The sequence below is a fragment of the Bacillus sp. 3a genome (genome assembly GCF_017161885.1).
Classification (GTDB): Bacteria; Bacillota; Bacilli; order Bacillales; family Bacillaceae; genus Bacillus; species Bacillus safensis.
Genome location: NZ_CP067376.1, coordinates 254,602 through 276,833 on the forward strand (window position 1 = coordinate 254,602; position 22,232 = coordinate 276,833).

The 22,232-nt window shown below is 41.0% G+C and carries 23 protein-coding genes; all 23 read right to left on the reverse strand.

Going from position 1 to position 22,232, the window contains the following annotated elements:
• Window positions 1-21: 21 nt before the first annotated feature.
• The 23 genes from JJ692_RS01025 to sigW all read right to left on the reverse strand — a co-directional run bounded on the left by JJ692_RS01025 (window position 22) and on the right by sigW (window position 22,071).
• On the reverse strand, window positions 22-1,410 hold the full coding sequence (locus JJ692_RS01025; protein ID WP_025092487.1) for an amino acid permease: 1,389 nt from the start codon (window positions 1,408-1,410) through the stop codon (window positions 22-24).
• Window positions 1,411-1,694: 284 nt separating this feature from the next.
• Window positions 1,695-2,300, reverse strand: a complete 606-nt coding sequence (locus JJ692_RS01030) for an ABC-2 transporter permease (RefSeq protein WP_122631567.1) — start codon at window positions 2,298-2,300, stop codon at window positions 1,695-1,697.
• Window positions 2,284-3,159 carry an ABC transporter ATP-binding protein gene (locus tag JJ692_RS01035; RefSeq protein WP_151040754.1) on the reverse strand — a complete coding sequence of 292 codons (876 nt, stop codon included), beginning with the start codon at window positions 3,157-3,159 and terminating at the stop codon, window positions 2,284-2,286. The genes JJ692_RS01030 and JJ692_RS01035 overlap by 17 nt, the downstream gene beginning before the upstream one ends.
• Window positions 3,160-3,164: 5 nt before the next feature.
• The gene (locus JJ692_RS01040) at window positions 3,165-3,536 is read right to left on the reverse strand and encodes a GntR family transcriptional regulator (protein ID WP_056768488.1); all 372 of its coding nucleotides are present in this window, start codon (window positions 3,534-3,536) and stop codon (window positions 3,165-3,167) included.
• A 156-nt stretch (window positions 3,537-3,692) separates the two neighbouring features.
• Window positions 3,693-4,820, reverse strand: coding sequence for a DUF418 domain-containing protein (locus tag JJ692_RS01045; protein WP_073203548.1), 1,128 nt, complete (start codon window positions 4,818-4,820; stop codon window positions 3,693-3,695).
• A 338-nt stretch (window positions 4,821-5,158) separates the two neighbouring features.
• Window positions 5,159-5,584: a TlpA family protein disulfide reductase gene (locus tag JJ692_RS01050; RefSeq protein WP_073203545.1), complete on the reverse strand. Its 426-nt coding sequence runs from the start codon at window positions 5,582-5,584 to the stop codon at window positions 5,159-5,161.
• Window positions 5,584-6,099, reverse strand: a complete 516-nt coding sequence (locus JJ692_RS01055) for a HEAT repeat domain-containing protein (protein WP_073203542.1) — start codon at window positions 6,097-6,099, stop codon at window positions 5,584-5,586. Before JJ692_RS01055 ends, JJ692_RS01050 begins: the two co-directional genes overlap by 1 nt.
• A 19-nt stretch (window positions 6,100-6,118) precedes the next feature.
• Window positions 6,119-7,540, reverse strand: coding sequence for a sporulation killing factor system integral membrane protein (skfF, locus tag JJ692_RS01060; RefSeq protein ID WP_206534139.1), 1,422 nt, complete (start codon window positions 7,538-7,540; stop codon window positions 6,119-6,121).
• Complete coding sequence (locus JJ692_RS01065; protein WP_073203538.1) at window positions 7,533-8,255, reverse strand: ABC transporter ATP-binding protein; 723 nt, start codon at window positions 8,253-8,255, stop codon at window positions 7,533-7,535. Before JJ692_RS01065 ends, skfF begins: the two co-directional genes overlap by 8 nt.
• 17 nt (window positions 8,256-8,272) lie before the next feature.
• Window positions 8,273-9,763, reverse strand: coding sequence for a CPBP family intramembrane glutamic endopeptidase (locus JJ692_RS01070; RefSeq protein ID WP_073203536.1), 1,491 nt, complete (start codon window positions 9,761-9,763; stop codon window positions 8,273-8,275).
• Window positions 9,756-10,991, reverse strand: coding sequence for a sporulation killing factor system radical SAM maturase (gene skfB, locus JJ692_RS01075; RefSeq protein ID WP_044333396.1), 1,236 nt, complete (start codon window positions 10,989-10,991; stop codon window positions 9,756-9,758). Before skfB ends, JJ692_RS01070 begins: the two co-directional genes overlap by 8 nt.
• Window positions 10,992-11,055: 64 nt before the next feature.
• Window positions 11,056-11,223, reverse strand: coding sequence for a sporulation killing factor (gene skfA / locus JJ692_RS01080; RefSeq protein WP_041088764.1), 168 nt, complete (start codon window positions 11,221-11,223; stop codon window positions 11,056-11,058).
• 240 nt (window positions 11,224-11,463) lie between these two features.
• Window positions 11,464-11,874 carry a RidA family protein gene (locus tag JJ692_RS01085; RefSeq protein ID WP_073203533.1) on the reverse strand — a complete coding sequence of 137 codons (411 nt, stop codon included), beginning with the start codon at window positions 11,872-11,874 and terminating at the stop codon, window positions 11,464-11,466.
• 115 nt (window positions 11,875-11,989) lie between these two features.
• The gene (locus tag JJ692_RS01090) at window positions 11,990-12,754 is read right to left on the reverse strand and encodes an ABC transporter permease (RefSeq protein ID WP_073203530.1); all 765 of its coding nucleotides are present in this window, start codon (window positions 12,752-12,754) and stop codon (window positions 11,990-11,992) included.
• Window positions 12,751-13,668, reverse strand: a complete 918-nt coding sequence (locus tag JJ692_RS01095; RefSeq protein ID WP_073203528.1) for an ABC transporter ATP-binding protein — start codon at window positions 13,666-13,668, stop codon at window positions 12,751-12,753. Before JJ692_RS01095 ends, JJ692_RS01090 begins: the two co-directional genes overlap by 4 nt.
• A 14-nt stretch (window positions 13,669-13,682) precedes the next feature.
• Window positions 13,683-13,874: a PLD nuclease N-terminal domain-containing protein gene (locus JJ692_RS01100; protein WP_003217265.1), complete on the reverse strand. Its 192-nt coding sequence runs from the start codon at window positions 13,872-13,874 to the stop codon at window positions 13,683-13,685.
• A 162-nt stretch (window positions 13,875-14,036) separates the two neighbouring features.
• Complete coding sequence (locus tag JJ692_RS01105) at window positions 14,037-14,393, reverse strand: DUF2200 domain-containing protein (protein ID WP_073203525.1); 357 nt, start codon at window positions 14,391-14,393, stop codon at window positions 14,037-14,039.
• Window positions 14,394-14,657: 264 nt separating this feature from the next.
• Complete coding sequence (gene glmS, locus JJ692_RS01110) at window positions 14,658-16,460, reverse strand: glutamine--fructose-6-phosphate transaminase (isomerizing) (protein WP_073203523.1); 1,803 nt, start codon at window positions 16,458-16,460, stop codon at window positions 14,658-14,660.
• Between the two features lie 575 nt (window positions 16,461-17,035).
• Window positions 17,036-18,382, reverse strand: a complete 1,347-nt coding sequence (glmM, locus tag JJ692_RS01115) for a phosphoglucosamine mutase (protein WP_034284242.1) — start codon at window positions 18,380-18,382, stop codon at window positions 17,036-17,038.
• A 25-nt stretch (window positions 18,383-18,407) separates the two neighbouring features.
• Window positions 18,408-19,835 (reverse strand): CdaR family protein, encoded by a 1,428-nt coding sequence (locus tag JJ692_RS01120; protein WP_073203520.1) that lies wholly within the window; start codon window positions 19,833-19,835, stop codon window positions 18,408-18,410.
• A complete protein-coding gene (gene cdaA / locus JJ692_RS01125) occupies window positions 19,828-20,649 on the reverse strand; it encodes a diadenylate cyclase CdaA (protein WP_008344027.1) in 822 nt (273 codons plus the stop codon). Before cdaA ends, JJ692_RS01120 begins: the two co-directional genes overlap by 8 nt.
• 217 nt (window positions 20,650-20,866) lie before the next feature.
• The gene (rsiW, locus tag JJ692_RS01130; RefSeq protein ID WP_024424448.1) at window positions 20,867-21,493 is read right to left on the reverse strand and encodes an anti-sigma-W factor RsiW; all 627 of its coding nucleotides are present in this window, start codon (window positions 21,491-21,493) and stop codon (window positions 20,867-20,869) included.
• Window positions 21,494-21,507: 14 nt separating this feature from the next.
• Window positions 21,508-22,071 (reverse strand): RNA polymerase sigma factor SigW, encoded by a 564-nt coding sequence (gene sigW, locus JJ692_RS01135; protein WP_024424449.1) that lies wholly within the window; start codon window positions 22,069-22,071, stop codon window positions 21,508-21,510.
• Window positions 22,072-22,232: the final 161 nt, after the last annotated feature.

Here is a 22,232-nt window from a genome sequence, read left to right on the forward strand (position 1 = left end):
TCCATCCCGCAAGGCCTTTGATTATTTTACCGTTTGATCAGAAGAAGCTGTTTCAATCGGCTTCCGTTTTCCAATCCCAAATACAAAAAAGCTAAGTGCCACTACAATCAAGAACACAATTCCCACAATGAGAGAAATTCGAGTATCCTGATTAATGAGCATAAACACAAGAACCATCAATAAAAATCCGATTGTAAGATAATTAGAAAACGGTGCTAGCGGCATCTTGAACGGGTGCTGATCAAGTGCTGCCCCTTTTGCCTTTCTGAAGCCAATATGACTAATCAAAATGACAAACCAAGGCACCATCCCAGGAAGGACGCTCGCACTATACACATAGACGAAAATGTTTGGCGGAGAAACATAATTCAGGACCACTCCTATCGCTAAACCAATCAGCACAGCGAATGTTCCAAAATACGGTACACCGTTCTTCGAAATTTTCGTAAAGAAAGCAGGCGCCTGACCATTCACACCTAATGTATAAAGCATACGGCCCGCACTGAAAATACCACTATTACAGCCGGACATCGCTGCTGTAATGACAACAAAGTTAATAATACCAGCTGCTGCTGTAATCCCGATCTTCGCAAACGTCGCTACAAATGGACTGCCAAGGGTATTCAGCTGATCCCAAGGATACACAGTCACAATGACAAAGATCGCACCGATATAGAAAATCAAAATACGCCAGATGATACTTTTGATGGCATTTGTCAGCGTCTTTTGCGGATTTTGCGCCTCACCCGCTGTAATCCCAATGAGCTCGACACCTTGATAAGCAGCAATAACTAGAGACAATGCAAACAGGAATCCGCTAAACCCACCTGTAAAGAACCCGCCATGCGCCCAAAGATTAGACAGCCCAATAGGAGTTCCGCCATTTCCAAAACCGAAGAAAATAATGCCTAAACCTGCAACAATCATCAAGATAATTGTCACAATTTTGATCATCGCAAACCAAAATTCAAATTCACCGAACGACTTAACCGAAATCAAGTTGGCCGCTCCTAAAATGATCATCGCAATTAACCCTGGAATCCACGCAGGCAGCTCTGGGAACCAATATTTCATATAAGCCCCAACCGCAATAATTTCAGACATTCCGACAATGACCCACTGGAACCAGTTACTCCAAGCCGTCATATACCCTGCAAGCGGATGAATATATTGATGCCCGAATGTAGCAAATGACCCTGTACTCGGCTCAAGATATAACATTTCTCCCATCGCACGCATAATAAAAAAGATAAAAATACCACACACTGCGTAAGCTAGAAGAACCGATGGACCTGTCCACTGAATGGCCTTCGCTGACCCCATAAATAAGCCAACACCGATTGTGCCGCCAAGAGCGATCATTTGAATATGGCGGGCACTTAACCCTCTCTTTAATTCCTTTTGAGCCACTTTTCTTCCCCCTCATCAACAAACAACATAAAAAATAAAAATCAGAATTTTCATTCTGATTGAGAAACATCAATCTTTCGATGTATATTATCATAATAAATCTACCCTTAAAAAACAATTGTTTTTTGAGGAAAACACTATTAACAAAATATTCTGACATAAAAGTAAGTTCAAATTATTTTATATTGATATAATCAATAATCAGAAAAATCTTCAAAAAAGACCGTTCACACGGTCTTCTAAGCTCAAATTGTAAATTTATAGGAATTTCGGCAAATGCTTTCCTAAAACACTTTCCTCTGGTAAATCACAGTAGAAAGTCCCCAAGACAACAAGTAGAAGAGCATAATCAGCAAAGCTGACCCCGTATATAAAACAGGGATCGATACATTCATAATAAAATTAGTGAGCCCACTAAATTGCTCTGCTAAATAGAGAACAACAGGCGGTCCCATAGCAGATAATACGATAAAGCCAATGATCACTGCCATTGTAATATAACCAGGCTTTAAGATATAAAACAATGGAAACGTACACGCCGCGAACAATAAAAACAACCCGCTGCCAATCGCAATATCTGACAGCGAAAACAGTTTCCCAAACACAAGTAATGCAGCACTTGTCAGCCCGATCGCAATGACCATATAAAAAACGGCACCAAGATAACGGGAGGCAATAATTTCATTCCGGGTATAAGGCAAAGAATTTAATAGGATATTCGTTTCTGCCTTTTCATCATACGCATATGTGTTAAATGGAATGAAGACACTAGCGACTATAAACGTCAATACTGGATGTACATCCATGAAAATAAAAAATAAGATAAACGGAATAAAAATAAGTAACTGCTTCTTTTGCAAAATCACATCACGCTTAATTAAATGAAACATGCGCAGCCCCGCCTTTCAAATAAAACATGATATCCTCAAGCGACGCCGGTTCAATCACAACAGCATCCTCAAAAATAAGTTTCACCTCATCAATCCGATCTGATAATGCTTCAAAACCTGCTGATGTACGCTGAATATGGATAAACGCCTTTTCTGTGTCTCGATCCAATAACTCCAGGCTTCCTTTCACAAGCGCATAACTTTCTGCCACTTCATGAATCGACTGTTGAAAGACCAATCTTCCATTTTGTATAAACGCAATATAATCCGCGATCCGGTCTAAATCAGTCGTCACATGCGTCGAGAAAAAGATCGTCCGATTTCCATCAATCATCAATTCTTGTAACGTGCTGAGCAGCTCTCTTCTAAAAACCGGATCCAAACCAGCAGTTGGTTCATCCATAATAATCAGCTCTGCATGATGCGACAGCGCAATCGCAAGTGACGCCTTCATCTGCATCCCTTTTGAAAATGTTTTGATCGCTTTATTCAGCGGAAGACCAAACTGTTCAATATATTGATCAAAAAGCTGATCATCCCAGCGTTTATAGGCTGGTGCCACAATCCGTTTGATGTCTTTTAAATTCAACCCTGGGAAAAAAACATTGGCATCGTAAACAAATCCGATTCGTTCCTTAATCTCTTTTTCATGAGTATGATAATCCAATCCAAAAACCTTGATGTCACCTGAATCGGGCTTTAACAAATTCATGATCATTTTAATGGTGGTGGACTTACCCGCTCCATTCTCTCCAATAAACCCTGTGACAAAGCCTTTCTTGACCTGTAAATCAATATCCTGAACGGAAAAATCCTTGAATCGTTTCGATACTCCTTTGAATTCAATCACATGCTCCATTCATCTCACTCCTCATATAAGAACTTTAATAACTGCTGCAATTCATCAAAAGATAAGCCTAATTCTTTCCCGTTTGTGACAACGGCTCCAAGCTGTTCCTCGATCACCTTCAATTTCTTCTCTCTCATCACTTCTAGGTTTTGTTCCGCAACAAATGATCCCTTGCCTACAATCGAATAAATAAATCCCGCCTTCTCTAACTCTTCATACGCTCGCTTTGTTGTAATCACGCTAATTTGTAGATCCTTCGCCAGCTTTCGAATAGACGGCAGCGCTGCACCTTCTTCAAGCTCACCCGTTAAAATCATCGATTTGATTTGATTCGTAATTTGCTCATAGATAGGCTCCTTAGAATGGTTTGAAATCGTAATTTGCATATAAAAACCTCTTTTTCAGAAAAATATTGTATATACACTATATATACATTATATACACACTAAAAGAATATTCAACCATTTTAAAAATGTTCTCCTCATTTTTTTAAATAAAAAACCGCACAGCCCTTAAGCCATGCGGTTCTTTAACAAAATGCTTTATTTCCAATATACCCATTTTCCCATAAGCCACTCCACAGGACCTCTTCTCCATTTTTTCAAATAGAGATAGCTGATGAACAGCTGTGCTGTGTACAGTCCGACAGCAAGCAGCAGCCCAAACATTGACCCCAATTGTCCAAATAGACCAAGTCCATAAGAATAGAAAATCGTTGTACAAATAATCGACTGCGCCAAATAGTTTGAGAGAGACAAACGGCCAAGCCCTGCAAGCAGGCGTTTGAAACCTTGGGCTGTCTTCGAATAGTAGAAAACAATAAAGGCTTGAATATACCCAATCGTCAGCACATAGGCACCCAGCGTAATCACCAATTCACTCCAAGGAGCATCAATGAACGTCGCACATTTTAAAACGAGCCCGGTGATAATCATCCAAACCCAGCCTTTACGATAAGCCATGCCTCGATCTTCTTCTGTCAAATGACCTTTTTTTCCGATCGCCATGCCAAGCAGTGCAAACGGGCCAACCATGATCGTACCAAAAAGAAAACCTAATATTGGCATAAGCGCAATGGTCACGATCGCTAGGATCATGGTCACAATCATCATATCGTCTTCAACCGTAATCCGGCTGAGCAAAATATCCCCATAATCACCTTTCGCATACACATCGGTTAATAAATCATCAGTTCCATAAACAAATTTCATCATGTATGGCAAAACGACTAATGACAACGCACCTAACACACCCGACCAAATAAGCATTGTTTTAATCCGGCTGCTCAAAAACATCATCAAGAAAAACGTACAAGCTCCATAATAAAGAAGAATGTCACCGTTCCAAATAAAGATGTAATGCAGCATCCCAAGCACTATCAAACCAAAACCACGGCGAACGACAATGGCATTCGTATTCAGCCCCTTGGCCTTCGTCGATTCAATCAGCTTGATAAAAGAATACCCAAACAAAAAGGAAAAGATCGGATAAAAAGACCCTTGGAACAAAATCTCCGTCAGATATACACCGAATTCCTGTCCCCAAAAACTCGAATCAAACATTTTCTCAAAATCATAATCATATTGGAAATTAAGCATATTCACAATCAAAATACCTAATAAACTAAAACCACGTAAACTATCAATCAACTCAACCCTAGATCCCTTCAACTCGACAGCTCCTTCGGACAATATAAAGATAAAGCATATTTATCCTACCACACTTTTAAAAAAATGGTTTCCACACCCATGTGAAAAAGTGCGTTTTAAGGTAAATTTAATAAAAAAACCTAGAATATACATTCTAGGTATCATACTAAATACTTATGACTTATGACTTTCTTCTTCCCGCAGCACACGCTTCAAATAAAACAAAATTCCCAAACCGAATAAAATCAACGCCATTTCAGCATCATTAAAATCAGCAAAACCGCTCCAACACCTGCGAAAAAAATGACGTTTCTTTTTAATTCTTTGTTTGATTGAAACAACAATCTCTTCTCCACTGTTTATCCAATTGAATGTTTTTCTAACTTTTTCAATATTCTTTCCCAGCCGGTATCTCCCATTTTCCGATCTATTAACTGTCCCTCTTGATCAAAGAGGCAAAAGCTAGGTAATCCTTGAATCTTATACTTTGCAACAATCTCATAATTCTGATCCAATACAATAGGAGCGGTCATATTCTTTTCCTCTGCATACTCTGAAACAACATCTACCGATTTTTCCTCTTCTGTATATGGAACATGGACACAGGTTAAATGAATACCCAGCTCATTCACACGTTGTAGAATATGATTGGTTAATTCTTCACAATGAGGACAGTTGACGGACCAAAAATAAAGAAGCTGATGCTGTCCCTTAGGTACACTCCTTTGATCTGAAGGATAAATCCAAGGAAAATTCTCAGGCCAGTTGAGTTTCTGCGTTTCCACTATTCATCCCCCTTTTCCTTTAGCTGAAAAGCAATAATCTTCCCTAATGCTTCCTCTGCAGCAAAAGGCGCTACGTTGCCTGATGGATTTTCTTGTTCTTGTTTTAAGCACTCGTACATGTTTTTTTCGATTTTTGATGGATCAATCCAAGAAATACACCATGATGCCCAAAAACAAGTAGGCCCCTCATAACGTTTCGCTAATGGCAGAAGGAATGGCAGACTAGGCTGACCAATCCTCATGAGTGAGATGGCAGCAGCCATTCTTGTCTCCTCTTCGTCACTCTCTAAGAGGTGGGCTAAAGACTCAACTGCGTCCTCTGCATCCGCTCCAAATTCACCCAGTACAGCTGCTGCAATATTTCGCAGAGACCCCTTTTCTTTTAAAGCTTCAACAAGCACGGGCACTGCATCTTTTCCTGATTTTCTCAATTCACCCATTGCTTGAACGATCGTTACTTCATTTGTATTGGCCAATTGTTGAACGGATTGAGACAGCTTATTTTCTGGTTTCATTTACAATCAACTCCTCTTTTTAATGAACCGCACGGTATCGATAACAAAGCACATAAAATCCAGCCCCAGCCGCTAGGGATACAATTGTAGTCAACAAGCCATCAGTGATGAGATGAATGCTAATCATGACCATAGCACTGATCACAGACGCAAATAGCAATGATCGATAATAGGCGGCCAAAGCAAAACTCCTTTCTCTTCTCAGAGGCTGCATAAAGGCAAAGAGCCGTATGGCCAAAAACCATATATAAACTTCTCCACCAAATAAGGTCCAATACAAAACATCCTGAATCTCAACTAAATAAAGAGAAATCAAGTAGAAAGCATACAGCCAAAAGGTTTGAAACACCTCTAACAGAATGATTTTTTGATATAAAGCACCTGGAAAAAGGTAGAGCACTCCTGTTTGTGCGTGTCTTACAATCCCTGCATAATATGAACTAAAAAGGACGGATGCCGCGATGACGATCAAGAATAGATTCAGCCAATCTGAAAAATAAGTAAGGACGACATAGTAAGTACCAATTAACAGCATAGTAGATAGTACATGGAAAATCATATACTTTTTTATCAGCAATAATTCAATCCAAAGAAAAGCCCAGCTGCCCGTTAATGCCGGAAGTCCCCACCATGTTCTGCTCTTTTTTTGAACGATTGGACTTGATTGAATATGTTTCCCCTCAAATTCCTCCCAAAATACTGCCTCCTTGACTAAAGACTCCTTCATTTCTAAACGATGACTAGCCTTGTACATCATCATGAAAGATAGGAACATCACTCCAATAAAGATGGAGACAGAAAGAATGGAGAACTCTTCGATCATACGTCCAGATTGAAACATCAAAGAATCAGCAAAGTTCATCAACGAGGGCTGTTTCATCATTAATTGATTCAAAACAAGCAGTGCATAGCTGAAAAACATCAATACAAAGCCGAGTAAGAGCAGTCGCTTGTATACTCTAATAGTTCTAGCACAAGACACCGCAATCATCCAAGTTTCAACCAAACATAACAGCCCTGTCAGGATAAGTGATTTGCCAAGCAGAAACGGGTACTGCTGCGTCATAAAAAACAGAAGAAGGTCCGCAGCCAAAGCAGAGATAATGAGAAGAGCCCCTCGCCAGAATATGTGATACATCCACACACTGATAACAACCGTCCATAAAGAAGCGCCATTTCCATATAACCAAATGATATCGTTCATCTGACTAGGCAGCCGATTCGTAAACAAACCAAAACCCGTATAAAGAACAAACAAACAGACAATGATCCATCCTGCTGCACTTGTATCCCAATCACCCATACTTGAAACTGCGCTTAGCTGAAAACCAATTGCCGCTATGAAAAGAAGTAAGATCAGAAAAGGCATTTTCTTTTCTTGATTTTTACTGATCAAGCGCCTTTGAGATTTCATCCATAAAAGGGAGAGTGTGTTATTCACTTGACCACTCCCCCAAAAGTTGAATAACTTCTGCCCTCCACTCACTCTGTTCTTCCTTTAATTGAGGAACATCCATACTCTTCATGATGGCACCGTCTCGAATCAATACCACCCTGCTGGCCGTATCGAGAACGAACTCCAGACTATGAGTCGACACAAAGACCGCCCCCCCTTGACTGCTTTTTTGTCTCAGCCAATCCGACAGCCACTGTTTTGACGGTATATCTAACCCAACAGTCGGTTCATCTAATATAAAAAGGGAGGCATCCTGAACAATGGCTCCTGCTAAGACAACACGCTGCTTTTGGCCTCTTGACAGCCTTCCGCACAGTTCATTCATCTTCTCTTCCATATGTACTTCTTTCAACGCTTCATATACCTTTTCCTTGATCTGTTTTAAGCCTTTATGATATCCACGTGCCCGGAATTGAACATGTTCAGCAGCCGTTAAGTCTGGATACAAATATGGCTGATCTGGAATAAGAGCTACTTGTTTTTGGACATGGGCATGAACAGGCGGGAAACCCTCTATGAGAATTTCCCCTCCATCTGGTTTATATAGACCTGTTACACACCGAATCGTTGTCGTCTTCCCGGCGCCATTAGGCCCTAGCAGCGCCACAATCTCTCCTGCTTCGATGGAAAATGACAGACCCTCTATCCCATCACCATTGCTATATCGTTTACTTACATTCTGAACCTCCATGAACGGCATCAAATCTCTCCCTTTGATTAGAGTGATGTATGCTGAGGCTTCTTGGTATGTAGATATCTTTGAAGTTTAAATTGCCATAAGGGCATACAAACAAGCACTAAATTGTGAATAAAATGTGCCACCAGTACACAAATAAAGCCATAATTCACAAAAAGAAAACCAAGGAAGCACCCAAAAACAAAAAGATGCGTCCAGCGAATCCATCTTGGATCATATCCTGTCACCTGATGCATAATTGCCCACAGTAAAGATGATATTAAAATGGACAATATCATACTCCCACTTAACCAAAATATTAAAGAAATCATTAAGAGTCGGTAAATGACTTCTTCTCCAATAGAACTTTGCAGGCTCATATTAAGCCCTTGTCTTAAGGTAAAGCCGGATAAGAACATACTCCTATTTGATAATTCTGGTGATATACGTAATCGATTCATTCTCTCTAACAAATAAAAAACAAGTGATGTGATACCTAAACTAATTATTCCGGCGCTAAGACCGATATATATCTGGGCAATGCTTTGATCTAGAAATTTTAGTCCTAATTCATTCACAAGAGCACCTCCTGCCAATGAACATATAAATACTACAAATCCTGTCAATAATCCTGCAAACAAAGTAGATAGAATGCCAAGTAATTGAACAGTATGAACACTCATCCTAGCATCGTAAGCATTTACTATCGTTAGTTGTATATCTTCCTTTATTGTGAGAGATTGCACTAGTACAATAATCAAACCCAGTATAAGACTTAATGCGATTTGAATTTGGACATTCATTAAGACTAAAACTAATATTGCAATGATCATCGCAGCAGCTGACCCTAACATACCTGAGATGCCAAAAGTAGACTCAACTTGTTCATCTCTTATTACTTTGTTCATTTGATCTGTTAGAATCTCTGTATCTGTGCCGATATAAGTGATCACACCAGATTGCATTTCAACTGTTACCTTAAGTCGAATATCTTCTTTTTCAGCAAGATACCAATACGTTTTGATTTCACGAAAATCCTCTTCTTTTGAACCTGAACCAGTTGGTTTGGTCTTAACCCATAATCCCTTTGAAGAATAAGTTAATTGTTCTTTTAATCCTTCTAATGATATTTGAGCATCTTTTTTAGGCAATGAAGTTTGCCTTACATCGGCGTAAAAAAAAGTAACTTCGCGTTTTGCGTTTACTCCTATGACGAATGATTGATTTTGATGAACAAAGCGAACACGCCAAGACTCAACCAATCCCATTTCGTGAAGAATATGTCGATTTTTTTTCAACAAACCTAAATGATGTAGCTTATTCACTGTTTCATGATCATACCAATAGACTGAATATACATCCCATTCCTCTACATCTATACCCACGAATTCTCTAATAAAGTCAATACTGACTTTTCTTGCCTCACTTCTATCTAAAAGATTCGATTCTATGGTTGATACTCTATACTTTGTAAACAGAAAAAGCCCTATCAATCCAAGACCTGCCCACAAAATAAAAGTTATACTATCCATGAGTAATTCCTGCTCTCATATCATTTTCAAAAGGAAGGTCTGGCTCGGAGAGTTCAACTTTTCCTATACATTTACAATTTTTCGCTTCACATTTCAATTTCAACAGCCTTGCTGGCGATCCAATTTCAGAAAAAGAATCTGTTAGAATATGACCTAAAGAGATATCCTCTAACTGACAAGGTGTGACATAACCATCCGCCCTTATATACCAAGCCAAATAACCAGGTGTACAGAAATCGGTTGTAAAAGAATTTTCTTCATTTTCCCAATCAATTATATTCAAATGGTGCTCCCACTTATGACGTGCCTGTTGCAACTGGCTTTGAACAAGCTCTTCAAACGACGTTTCTAACGCTTTAAAATTTCTAGTAGCACGTCCCACGGATAAAGTTTTACCAGCACGGAAAATAGATGCATTTGCTTTTGCACAATGATCTACTACCTCTGCTACTTGATCAGCGTTCATTTCATTAATCGTCATTGCAACAATCACAGGAACGTTTGCTTCTGATAATCGTTGGATCGTTGCCATACTCTCTTGAAAAGCACCTTTCCTTCCTCTTAATGCATCGTGAGTATCACTCGTACCATCAATGCTAATTTGTACAGATACATTTCCTAAATGACTAAGCAATTCTACTTCTTCTTGCCTCCAGTTTAAACCATTGCTAAACACATTTACGTTAGTGAATAATGAACTGGCAGCCATTACAATTTCTTTAAAACCTTTAATCAGCTTGGCTTCACCTCCAGTTAAAGTGACATCAGCGACGCCTTGTGCTGCTAACTTCTGCATTACATCAATCCACTGTGAACATGTTAACTCTTCAGGGTAAGGCTTACCGGAACTGGCATAACAAAAGGAACATCCCAAGTTACAAGCATTTGTTAATTGGAGAGTACAACTAATAGGCAAATAGGAATGTAAAGATCCAGAGAATTGAATAGGTTGATCCAGTAATCCTTGCATCCAAGCTTCAGTAAAAGGATGAGCACTCAATTCTTCTCGAAGTTGATCAGCTGTTAGCTCTTCTTTTTTAACGATTTCCCAGATACGAGCTGTTTTACTTAAGTCTTTATTCTTAGATAATAAAAATGCGAGCTGTGCCCCTCTTCCACTCAATCTAAAATAATACATTGATTTTCTATCTATCATGACAGCTCCATGAGGCTGTAAATGGATCGCTAATTCAGGTAAATCATACTCTACTAGTTGATTATTTGACATAAATAGACACCCCTTTTGTAGAATAAGGAGTTAGCAATATATGCTTAACTCCCTATGTTTTCCCTTAAATAGCCCGCATTGCAGGATGCGGTAGTGCACACACACGTGTCATTGCAATACTTTTTGAGGCCCAACAACCCATACATCCAGCAGCCTTTACAATCGAAGTACCCCCTGGACGCTTAAGGTTTTTTTTACTCACAGATTCCCATTCTTTTTGGTTTCGTGTCATAAGTAAAACCTCCTCTTAAATTTTGCATAGTGTCAATAGACCCATCCACTATGCACCCTGATATTACCATATGAAAAATGTCGAAGTAAGGGGAATTGTGTAAAATATTCTAAAATTATACTTAAAAGTAATTTTAATATAGATGGTAATACAAAAAAGATTGGACTTGGTCATCCAATCTTCTTTGTATTTTCTATTTATTGTGATTTCTGAACTAGTCCATACAATCAACAAGCCACATCAAACTGCCCCATCACCCAAAACCATCTCCTGACACGCCCAAGCATCCACCTCTACCTTTAAAGCAGGTGAAGCCAAAGCCACTACATAAATCATCGTCATACAAGGCAGATGATCGCCTAAAAACTGCCCCATAATTTGTTTCCTGCTCTCAGCATCGAACTCCCCTACGAGATAAAATACTAATTTCGTTATATCTTCCACGGCCATATCTGCTGCTTCTACGTTTCGTTTCACATTCTCTAACGCTAGCTCTAGCTGCTCCAACGGGCTCTCGGGAATTGTTCCATCCGCCTCCATCCCCACCTGACCTGATAAGGTTAACCACCGCTGTGGTCCTGTTGTTTCTATTTGATGGGTATATGGTGCGACTGGCGGGTGAATGGTCTCAGGATTACGTGATGTTCTCATGAATAAAAACCCCTTTTCTGAAAATACAGGAAATTTTTCTCATCATATCAAATTTTCAAACGTATTCAGATTTTTATGCTCATAGTAAACTTTCAGAAACAATCGCAACAGCCTGCTATAATTCTTGTTTTCTAAAAAGAAACCATCCGATAAGAAAAAAGAAAACAATCAATACCGATACACCTAGAAAACTTGTAAGTGCCTGATCCGAATAAGTCCCTTTATGAATCATCTCTTCGGCTGCACTTGTCACGCCTTTAGGCGCAAACTTCCCTAATGTCTCTTCATAAAATGAAGGTACGGTAAACAGAATAAGGTTGATTAAAAGCGACACACCGCCAGCTGTGACAGAACGTTGAAAGAACGCCGAAGCACAAATGGTCGATACCACAATCAGCAATAAATTTGGATAATAAAGAAGTGTTCCTTTTAACACATTGACCCAATCCACATGCCCAAATTGAATGTCCACATAATAAACAGAGACAAGCACCGCCACCACCAAACTAAACAAAGTCAAACAGGCATAGGCGCATATTTTCGAGACATAGTAACTCGTTCGACTGATCGGTTTCACCATAATCATCGCAGTCACTCCAGAGGCACGCTCTCCAGCGATCGTCCCCATCACGATCATAATCAGGATAAACACACCTAGCGAATCAAATTTACTCAATGCACTCGCCAAAGCCTCTCCTGCACTAGGCTCTGGTATGTAAAATGTAGCTCCTTCAGGTAAATTAGCTGATTTCGATAGAAGATCCGGCAGCATTTTGAGCGTAATAGGCTGTGTGATCATTAAAATCGTAAAAATAATAGGAACAAATAAGATTTTATAGCTAGTAAATAACTCCCTAAATTCCTTTTTCAACATCATCATGCATTCACAACCTTCATGAAAATATCTTCAAGCGTCAGCTTAGATAGTCGATAATGGAGGAGAACACCGCCAGATTCAGTGATGAGACGAGGCAGCTCCTTCAATGCTATTTGTTGATTGTTCACTCGCACCTGATAAGCATCTCCTGTCTCAAAGCATTCCTCCACCCAATTCCGCTCTTTTAACAAAGCCACTAGTTTCGTATTCTGTTGTTCTAATTGAAATTCAATCACTGGCTGGATATAGTCTTCTTTGATCTGTTTCATGGAAGAAGACATCTCAATTTTGCCACTGTTGATCATGATAATATGATCTGCCACACGTTCAATGTCATCTAAAATATGGGTCGACATAAAGATCAACATCTCTTGTTTCAGACGCTCAATCAATGTCAGAACGTCTTTTCTTCCCATGGGATCAAGTGCAGACACAGGTTCATCCAAGATGAGAACCTTCGGGCTGTTGATAAGCGCCTGCGCAATGGCAAGCCTCTGCTTCATGCCTCCGCTATAGCTGCCAATGGCACGATCCTTCGCCTCATATATTCGGCATAGCTTCAACAGCTCCTCTGTTTTGGAGCGAATGATTTTTTTCTCTAAGTGAAATAACCCGCCAACCCAATGCATCCACTCCTGCCCCGTCATATCCTGATAAAATGCAGGATGCTGCGGACAATACCCTATCACATGACTGATTTGGTCCATCTCCTTTGCGACATCCAAACCAGCCACCTTCACGACCCCAGAAGTAGGATGAGCAAGCCCCGTCAAAATCCGGATCGTCGTTGTCTTCCCCGCTCCATTGGCTCCTAAAAAGCCAACACATCCAACCTCCCCAACAGAAAACGAAACATCTTTTAACACTTCATTCGGGCCATACGATTTCGTCAGCCCGTGACACTCCAGCATATTCAAGTGAATCACCCCTACTAAGATTGTTTACGACCAAAAATGAAATACGCAATAGGACCGGCACTCGCCACAAACACAATTACCAAAGCCCAAACCCATTTCACCTCTCCTCTGATTCTCGATGGGTCTCTTTTCAACAAATCAAACAAACCAATCACCATCAAAATCGCTTGCAGCAAAATAAGAGGTAATATCATCTTCATATCCATCCACGCCACTCCCTTTTCAAACGCCAATTTGTTTTAATATCACTTCTTTTGACGACATGAAGAAAGGATTCGTTCAAACGGATTTTATTTTTATCGATCGATTGATCTATAAGATAGAAAAAAGCCCAGTGAAGGTTAGTTCACTGGGCTTGCTTGTTATTCTCATGATGAACCTCGTAAAATCTTTTCCATCTTCTTTCCTTTCGCTAACTCATCAATCAGCTTATCTAGATACCGAATGTTTTTCATGGTTTCTTCCTCAATGTCCTCTACTCGAACACCACAAATGACGCCTTTGATTAAACTGCGGGAAGGATGAAGCTCAGGAGCCTCAGCAAAAAAGGTTTCAATGTCTATCTGTTTATCTATCTGTTCCTGCAGCTCTTCTGGACTGTACCCTGTTAACCAACAAATAATCGTATCGACTTCAGCCTTTGTTCGTCCTTTTCTCTCTGCCTTTGCGATATAGAGAGGATAGACTTTTGCAAAACTCATTGTGTAAACTTTGTGTTTGGTCATGTGCTCTTCTCTCTTCCTTTTTTATATATTAGCTATTAGCTTGTATTGCTTGCGCAAGGTTTGTTTAGCAATGTACTTACACATGATAACCAGGCTATTAATACAACTTAAAAACGTTCTGAAAACTGTAGCCTTCTAATATTGTACCCTGAATCAAAGAACATCGTACGATCAAATCTATCATTTTCTAGTTCTTTTGACACAAAAACACCCCTTTAGAAACGATATCTAAAGGGGTATCAAAAATCCGATTTTATTTAATTCCTACTCCACCGTCACACTCTTCGCAAGGTTACGTGGTTTATCCACATCACACCCGCGGTGAAGGGCTGCGTAGTAAGCGATCAGCTGTAATGGGACAACAGATGCAAGTGGTGCAAGTGCTGGATGTACAGCTGGAAGGACGAAACGGTCGCCTTCGTCTTCTAGGCCTTTTAGTGAGATGACACATGGGTTTGCTCCGCGTGCAACGACTTCTTTGACGTTACCGCGAATGCTGAGGTTCACGTGCTCTTGTGTTGCAAGGGCAATGACCGGTGTGCCTTCTTCAATTAAAGCAATTGTGCCGTGTTTGAGTTCTCCTCCAGCAAAGCCTTCTGCTTGGATGTAAGAGATCTCTTTTAGCTTCAGTGAACCTTCAAGGCACACATAATAGTCAAGTCCTCTTCCGATAAAGAATGCGTTACGTGTCACTGTGAAGAAGTCACGAGCGATTTGTTCCATTTCATCCTTTTGATCGACAAGGGCTTCCATTGCGTTTGCTACAATACCAAGCTCTTTCACAAGATCAAAGTCAAGAGATTGACCATTTAATTCAGCTGCAACAGATGCAAGGATTGCAAGTACAGCGATTTGTGCTGTGTAGGCTTTTGTTGAAGCCACTGCGATTTCTGGTCCTGCATGAAGAAGCAATGTGAAGTCTGCTTCACGAGAAAGCGTAGATCCTGGTACGTTTGTGATCGTTAATGCTTTATGACCAAGCTCTTTGACTTGAACAAGTACAGCACGGCTGTCCGCAGTCTCCCCAGATTGAGAAAGGAAGATGAACAACGGTTTTTTCGATAGAAGCGGCATGTTGTAAGAGAATTCACTTGCTACATGGACTTCTACAGGTACTTTCGCCCAGTCTTCAATGTATTGTTTACCGACAAGTCCAGCATGGTAGCTCGTTCCGCAAGCCACAATGTATATGCGGTCTGCTTCTGCTACTGCGCTTGCGATATCGCCAGCGACTGACAGTTTGCCGTTTTCGTCTTGATATTCTTGGATGATTTTGCGCATAACAAGCGGCTGTTCATCCGTTTCTTTTAACATGTAGTGAGGATATGTGCCTTTCTCAATGTCGCTTGCATCAAGCTCAGCGATATAAGAAGGACGTGTCATGATATCACCGTCAAGGTTTTTAATGATGACCTCGTCTTTTGTGACAATGACCATTTCTTTATCCATTAATTCCGCATATTCGTTTGTTACTTGAAGCATCGCCATTGCGTCAGAAGCCACAACGTTGAATCCTTCGCCGAAACCAACCAATAATGGGCTTTTGTTTTTCGCCACATAGATTGTTTCTTTGTTTTCGTTATCGAAAAGGGCAATCGCGTAAGAGCCTTTTAGTTGAAGAAGCGTTTGACGGAAAGCTTCCTCTGTATCAAGACCTCTGTTTACAAATTGTTCGATGACTTGAACAACAACCTCTGTATCTGTGTCGCTTTTTAGTGTGACGTCTTGTAAATATTCGCGTGTCAATTGTACATAGTTCTCAATGACACCGTTATGAACAAGCGTAAAACGGCCAGAAGCACTTTGATGCGGATGCGCATTTAGATGGCTTGGTACACCGTGTGTTGCCCAGCGTGTATGTCCGATTCCTGCTGAAGATGCTACGTTTGCATCCACGACTTCACGAAGCTCAGCGATACGTCCTTTTTCTTTGAACACATGCACACCATCTTCGTTTGCCACAGCGATTCCTGCTGAATCATACCCGCGGTACTCAAGCTTCTCTAAACCTTTTAGTAAGATTTCCTTCGCATCATTCTGACCAATATAACCTACGATTCCACACATAAATATTCTTCCTCCCGATCATGTGAAAGGGACAAAGAAAGCCTACTAAAATAGAAGGGACATTTCTTCGTCCCTCTCTACATGTTTATTTTGGGAGATCATGTGTATTCCCTTTGTACAAAGAGTCACCTCTTTGGTTTAAAGAAACACTTACGGCTGTGATCTCTTTTTTTGATCAGCCGGGAGGCATCCGCCGAAAATTCGATAACCTCCATCCTCGTCAACTAAGCATCTTTCGTCCGATCGCTTAGTTCGGGCGCTATAATTATAAGAGAGTTTCTGAACATCTACCCTGCCTTTCCTGATAGAATAAAAATCCAGTAACACAAGGATGATTGTACTATAAGGTCTGACCTCCGTCAATCACAATTTAGCGGGTGATCCCCTTCATTTGAGAAAGTGAGACCTCCATACACTATATGCGATGAGGCTTGTCACGTTCTACCTTCGATGTGCTCTCCTATGTATGAAGGCAGCTTCAAATTGCCCTCGCTTATATCATTCGTATAGATCCATCCAATTATGTCGTTTATTCAAAAAAAAGCAAACCGCTGGCAGCGGTTTGCTTTCATCTATTACTCAATACCCATTTCTTCTTTCACAACAGCTGTAATTCGAGCCACATATTCATTACACAGCTCTTTTGTTTTCGCCTCTGCCATGACACGTACAAGCGGCTCTGTCCCCGATGGACGAACCAGGATACGGCCGTCACCATTCATCTCTTTTTCGACCTCTTGGATCACCGCTTTTACTTTTTCATTTTCTTCTACTTTATATTTATCAGACACTTTCACATTCACTAAAAGCTGCGGGAACTTTTCCATTTCCGCTGCAAGCTCTGATAATGTTTTTCCTGTCGCTTTGAGCGTATTCACAAGCATGATCGCAGAAAGCATGCCATCACCTGTCGTATTATAATCAAGGAAAATCAAATGACCTGACTGCTCGCCGCCGACATTATAGCCGTCTTTTTTCATCGCTTCGACCACATAGCGGTCACCAACAGCAGTTTGAATGCTCTTAATGCCTTGCTTCTCAAGCGCTTTATAGAAACCAAGGTTACTCATAACCGTTGACACGACGGTGTCATCCTTTAATCGGCCTTCATCCTTCAAATAACGTGCACATATGTACATAATTTGATCGCCGTCTACGATATCACCTTTTTCATCGACTGCAATTAAACGGTCACCGTCTCCATCAAACGCAAGACCAATATCTGCACCCTTCTCCTTCACAAAAGCAGAAAGTGCTTCTGGATGAGTGGAGCCTACACCATCATTGATATTCAATCCGTTTGGAGATGTTCCCATTGTAGACACATCAGCATCTAAATCTGCAAATAAATGTGTCGCTAGAGAAGAGGTTGCACCGTGTGCACAGTCAAGCGCCACGTGAATACCTGTAAAATCCTCGTCCGCTGTCTGCTTTAAGAATTGCAAGTATTTCTGACCGCCTTCAAAGTAGTCGTTCACCGTTCCAAGATCAGCTCCAACTGGGCGTGGTAATTGATCGACTGGCTGATCCATCAGCTGCTCAATTTCGTTTTCCTGTTCATCTGACAGCTTAAAGCCGTCACCGCCGAAGAATTTAATACCGTTGTCTTGAACTGGATTGTGTGAAGCAGAAATCATGACACCCGCTTCAGCATCCATTGCCTTCGTTAAATATGACACACCAGGTGTTGAGATCACACCTAGACGCATCACTTCAGCTCCAATTGAAAGCAAGCCTGCAACAAGCGCTCCTTCTAACATATGACCAGATACACGTGTGTCTCGACCAACGAGTACCTTTGGACGTTCTTTATCCTTCGTGAGCACATAGCCGCCAAATCTCCCAACTTTAAATGCGAGCTCTGGCGTTAATTCGCTATTCGCTACACCCCTTACACCATCAGTTCCAAAGTACTTGCCCATGTTTCAATCGCTCCTTTTTTACCATTCAAGAGGACGCTTCGTCCTCTTTTTTATCTTCTTTGACCCGCTGTCTTTGACTCGATTCTTTCTTTGCTTTATCTTGCGTGGATTCTTCTTTACTCTTCTCACCCTGATCATCGTCATCAGTTGATGCATCTTGTTGATCTTTTTGATCCTTCCGATCATTCGTCGAAGCCGGCTGATCCTCTGTATCAGTAGAAGTGAGTTTCACTTTGACCTTTGATCTCGATAATGTCCAAGTCACATTTTGAGGACCATTTACTTGAACTTTGACCTCATGGGTTCCTTCGTTCAAGTCCCCTGCATTGATATAGGCTTCAACATCTGAAGCCTTTAGTTTATCAATCGCACTCTTTGATCCCTTTGCTGTTAACGTGAGCCGTCCAGAAGAGGGGCTCACAAAATCAGAAGTGAGATCCTTGCTCAAACCCACGACAGAAATCGGTACATTATCGATCTTTTTTTCTTCAGCTGTTGCAACCTTCACTTTGATCTTAACGGTTTCGGGTGATACCTTTTTCACACCATCTGGCAGGGGAATATCGGCATCAATCTCCGTATCATCTTTGATCTTGCTTAGGTCCAGCTTGACGCCATCAATAAAATCAAGGGCATCCAGCACCTTTTGAGAGCCGTACACTGTGACCTCACTCGGGCTTGTCTCAATGCTTGAGATGCTGATCCCTTCTGGCAAGCTGCCCGTCCGCTCAATTTTAAAAGGAACCTTTTTGCTTGGACTAGAGATTGGGACCGTAATATCCACCACGGACGGACTTACTTCAACTGGCAGCTCATTCCCGCTGCTATCATACACAGTGAGCTTCGCCTCTTTTTCAATTTGCTGATCGACATCTTCTAAGTTCACAAAAGCTTTAATGACAGAAATTTTGTCGATGACGTCCTTTGATCCAGTAACTGTGACCTTTTTCGGATTCACAATGGGCTGTTCAGGTGAATAGCCGTCTTTGATTTTATTTTGATTATAAAACTCGGTTTCAACAGGAAATTCAGCTGTCGTTTTTTCTTGTATCGTCACAGTCGTCACAGATGGATTAATCGATAGTGTGAGTCCCTTCGATACATCTCTTGCCTTCAGCTCCACTTTATGTGTACCTGTCGATAAGTTCTGCATGTCTGCGTAAATTTCAAAATTCTTTGTTTGTCTTGCTGTTTTCACAGCACTAGTTGATCCTTTAATCGTGACATTGACTGTCTGCGGCACACCAGTGACGACGTACTTCTCGTCATCATAATACGCTTTAACAGGAATGTCGGTTAAAGTTGCTTCATCTGTCGTCGATGTTGGGAAAAAGGATTCACCGATTTTTTTCGGCGTGGGCGCTTGCGCTGAATTGACTGCACCATACAGCAATAAAGCGAAGACCAATGCAAGAAGCTTAACGGCCCAGCGATTATTCAAAACCTTATCCATTTTTCTTGCCCCTCCAATACCATTTGGTCGAGGAAGCATCTTTGCTGTTCTTACTAAATTCAGCAATCAGCATTTCTTCAAGCGCTTCTTCTGTCAATTCTCGGTGGAGATCACCATTCCTTGCAACAGAAATACCGCCAGTTTCCTCAGAAACGATGACAGTTAAGCTGTCTGTCACTTCACTAATCCCGACTGCCGCCCTATGACGCGTCCCCAGCTCCTTAGAGATAAAAGGGCTTTCTGACAGCGGTAAATAGCAAGCTGCAGCTGCAATCTCATCCCGCTTCATAATGACAGCACCGTCATGAAGCGGTGTATTCGGAATGAAAATATTAATGAGCAGCTCTGAACTCACCTTTGCATTCAAAGGAATTCCTGTCTCTATGTAATCATTCATTCCGGTATCGCGCTCAATTGTCAGCAGCGCGCCGATTCTGCGTTTCGCCATATAGTTAATTGCTTTTGTAATTGCCTCGATCGTTTTCTGCTGCTGTTCCTCTACAGGTGTCCCGCTTCTTGAGAAGAAACGGCCGCGCCCAAGCTGCTCAAGCGCTCTCCTTAGCTCTGGCTGAAAAATAATAATGATCGCAAGGAATCCCCACGTAATCGCTTGATCCATCAGCCATTGAAGTGTGTTAAGACCGAGATACGCACTTCCCATCCTGACGAGAACAATGACCACAATTCCCTTTAAAAGCTGAACCGCTTTTGTTCCGCGGATGACCATCATTAATTTATATATCACATACCAAACAACGAGAATATCAACAGCATTACCGAGGTACTGCAAAAAAGGAATATCCCCTAAAGCCATTTCCTCGTCCTCCAGAATTTTCAGTTATTCTTCGTTTGATGCATTTTTTAATATAAAAATAGCCTATGTATCAATACATAGCGTGGCTATTATACCACATTTTGTTTCAGCAAGGAAAATAGTTGCCATATCTGGCTGAGTTGCTAGTATGCGTGAATCCCACTAATGTATAGAAAAAGAGCAGCCCCCTTAGAGGCTGCTCTTTAAGCCGATTGAGTTACTTTTGCTCCTCTGGCCCAATGACCCGCATTACGTTTTGTGCTGTTGATTTCATTTTGTACCAGATCCAATCAAACACTTCATTAATTTCATTAATTTGACCAGTGACTTGTCCGGCAGAAGCAGTCAACTGTTCCCCATTGACGACGGTGACATTTCCATCAACCTTGCCTTCTACAATCAGCTTGCCATTTTTGACAGTGACATCACCCTTTACGGTTTCCCCTTTAGGTACGGTCACTGTATCATTTTCAACGACGAGATTCGGCTGCTTTGACACACTGAAATTATGATCGGTATTCCAGCTCGTAAACAGACTGCCTCCCATTAAAATGAGAAAGAGGGCAGCGGCTACCATCAGCGGGTGAGCTTTGATCCATCTTTGAACCGACACACGCTTTTTCTCCTTTGGAAGACCTGCCATCACCTTTGCAGTGAAATCAGATGGTGCTTCTATATGAGATGTACTCTGCACTAGCGCGATGGATTTCTCAATTTGTTGAAAATGAGTACGGCACTCCTCACACGATTGCAGATGGCTTTTTAATTCTTTTTCGTCTTGGGGCTCAATGTCCCCGTCTAAATACTGATGCATAAGCTGGACGATTCTATCCTGACAGCTCATCAAAATCACCTCACTCAAAGGTCTCTCAACTGTTTCCGGAGAGCCTCTCTACCCCTGTGTATTCTCGTTTTCACCGTACCAACTGGTATATTCAGAATCTCACTAATTTCTTTTAACGAGAGTTCATCAATATACTTTAATACGATGACCGAACGATATTTGTCGGGTAATCTTAAAATTTTTTGCTGAATGGTACTCGATAATTCAAGAGACACCACCTCATCCTCTGGCAAAATGCCATCAGCAGCAATTTGAGAATACATATTTAATCCTTCTGTTCCTGCCACCTCTGCATCTAAATAATAATCCGGCTTTTTTTTGCGAATACGGTCGATGGTCAGGTTGGTTGCAATGCGGTACAGCCACGTGGAAAACTTACGATTCACATCAAAGCTTTCGATATTCACATAAGCACGAATAAAAGCCTCCTGCGCAATATCCTCCGCTTCATGTGCATTCCCAAGCATACGGTAGCACAGCTGATAAATTTTGTCTTTATACAGGTCTACGATGTCTGCAAATGCGTTCTGGTCGCCTTTTTTCACTTGCTTAATTCTCTTTTTAATCATTGTGTCCATAGTATATTCAACCTCTGCCTTCACCGGTCTTTATGTATACGAACCTCTTTCCAAAAGGTTTCATTCTCCTCTAAAAAATAGTGTAACAAATTTTTGACAGTGTGTTACGCTTATCAACCGGTAAAAACCTTAACATATCCTTAAATTTTCCCAAAACAAAA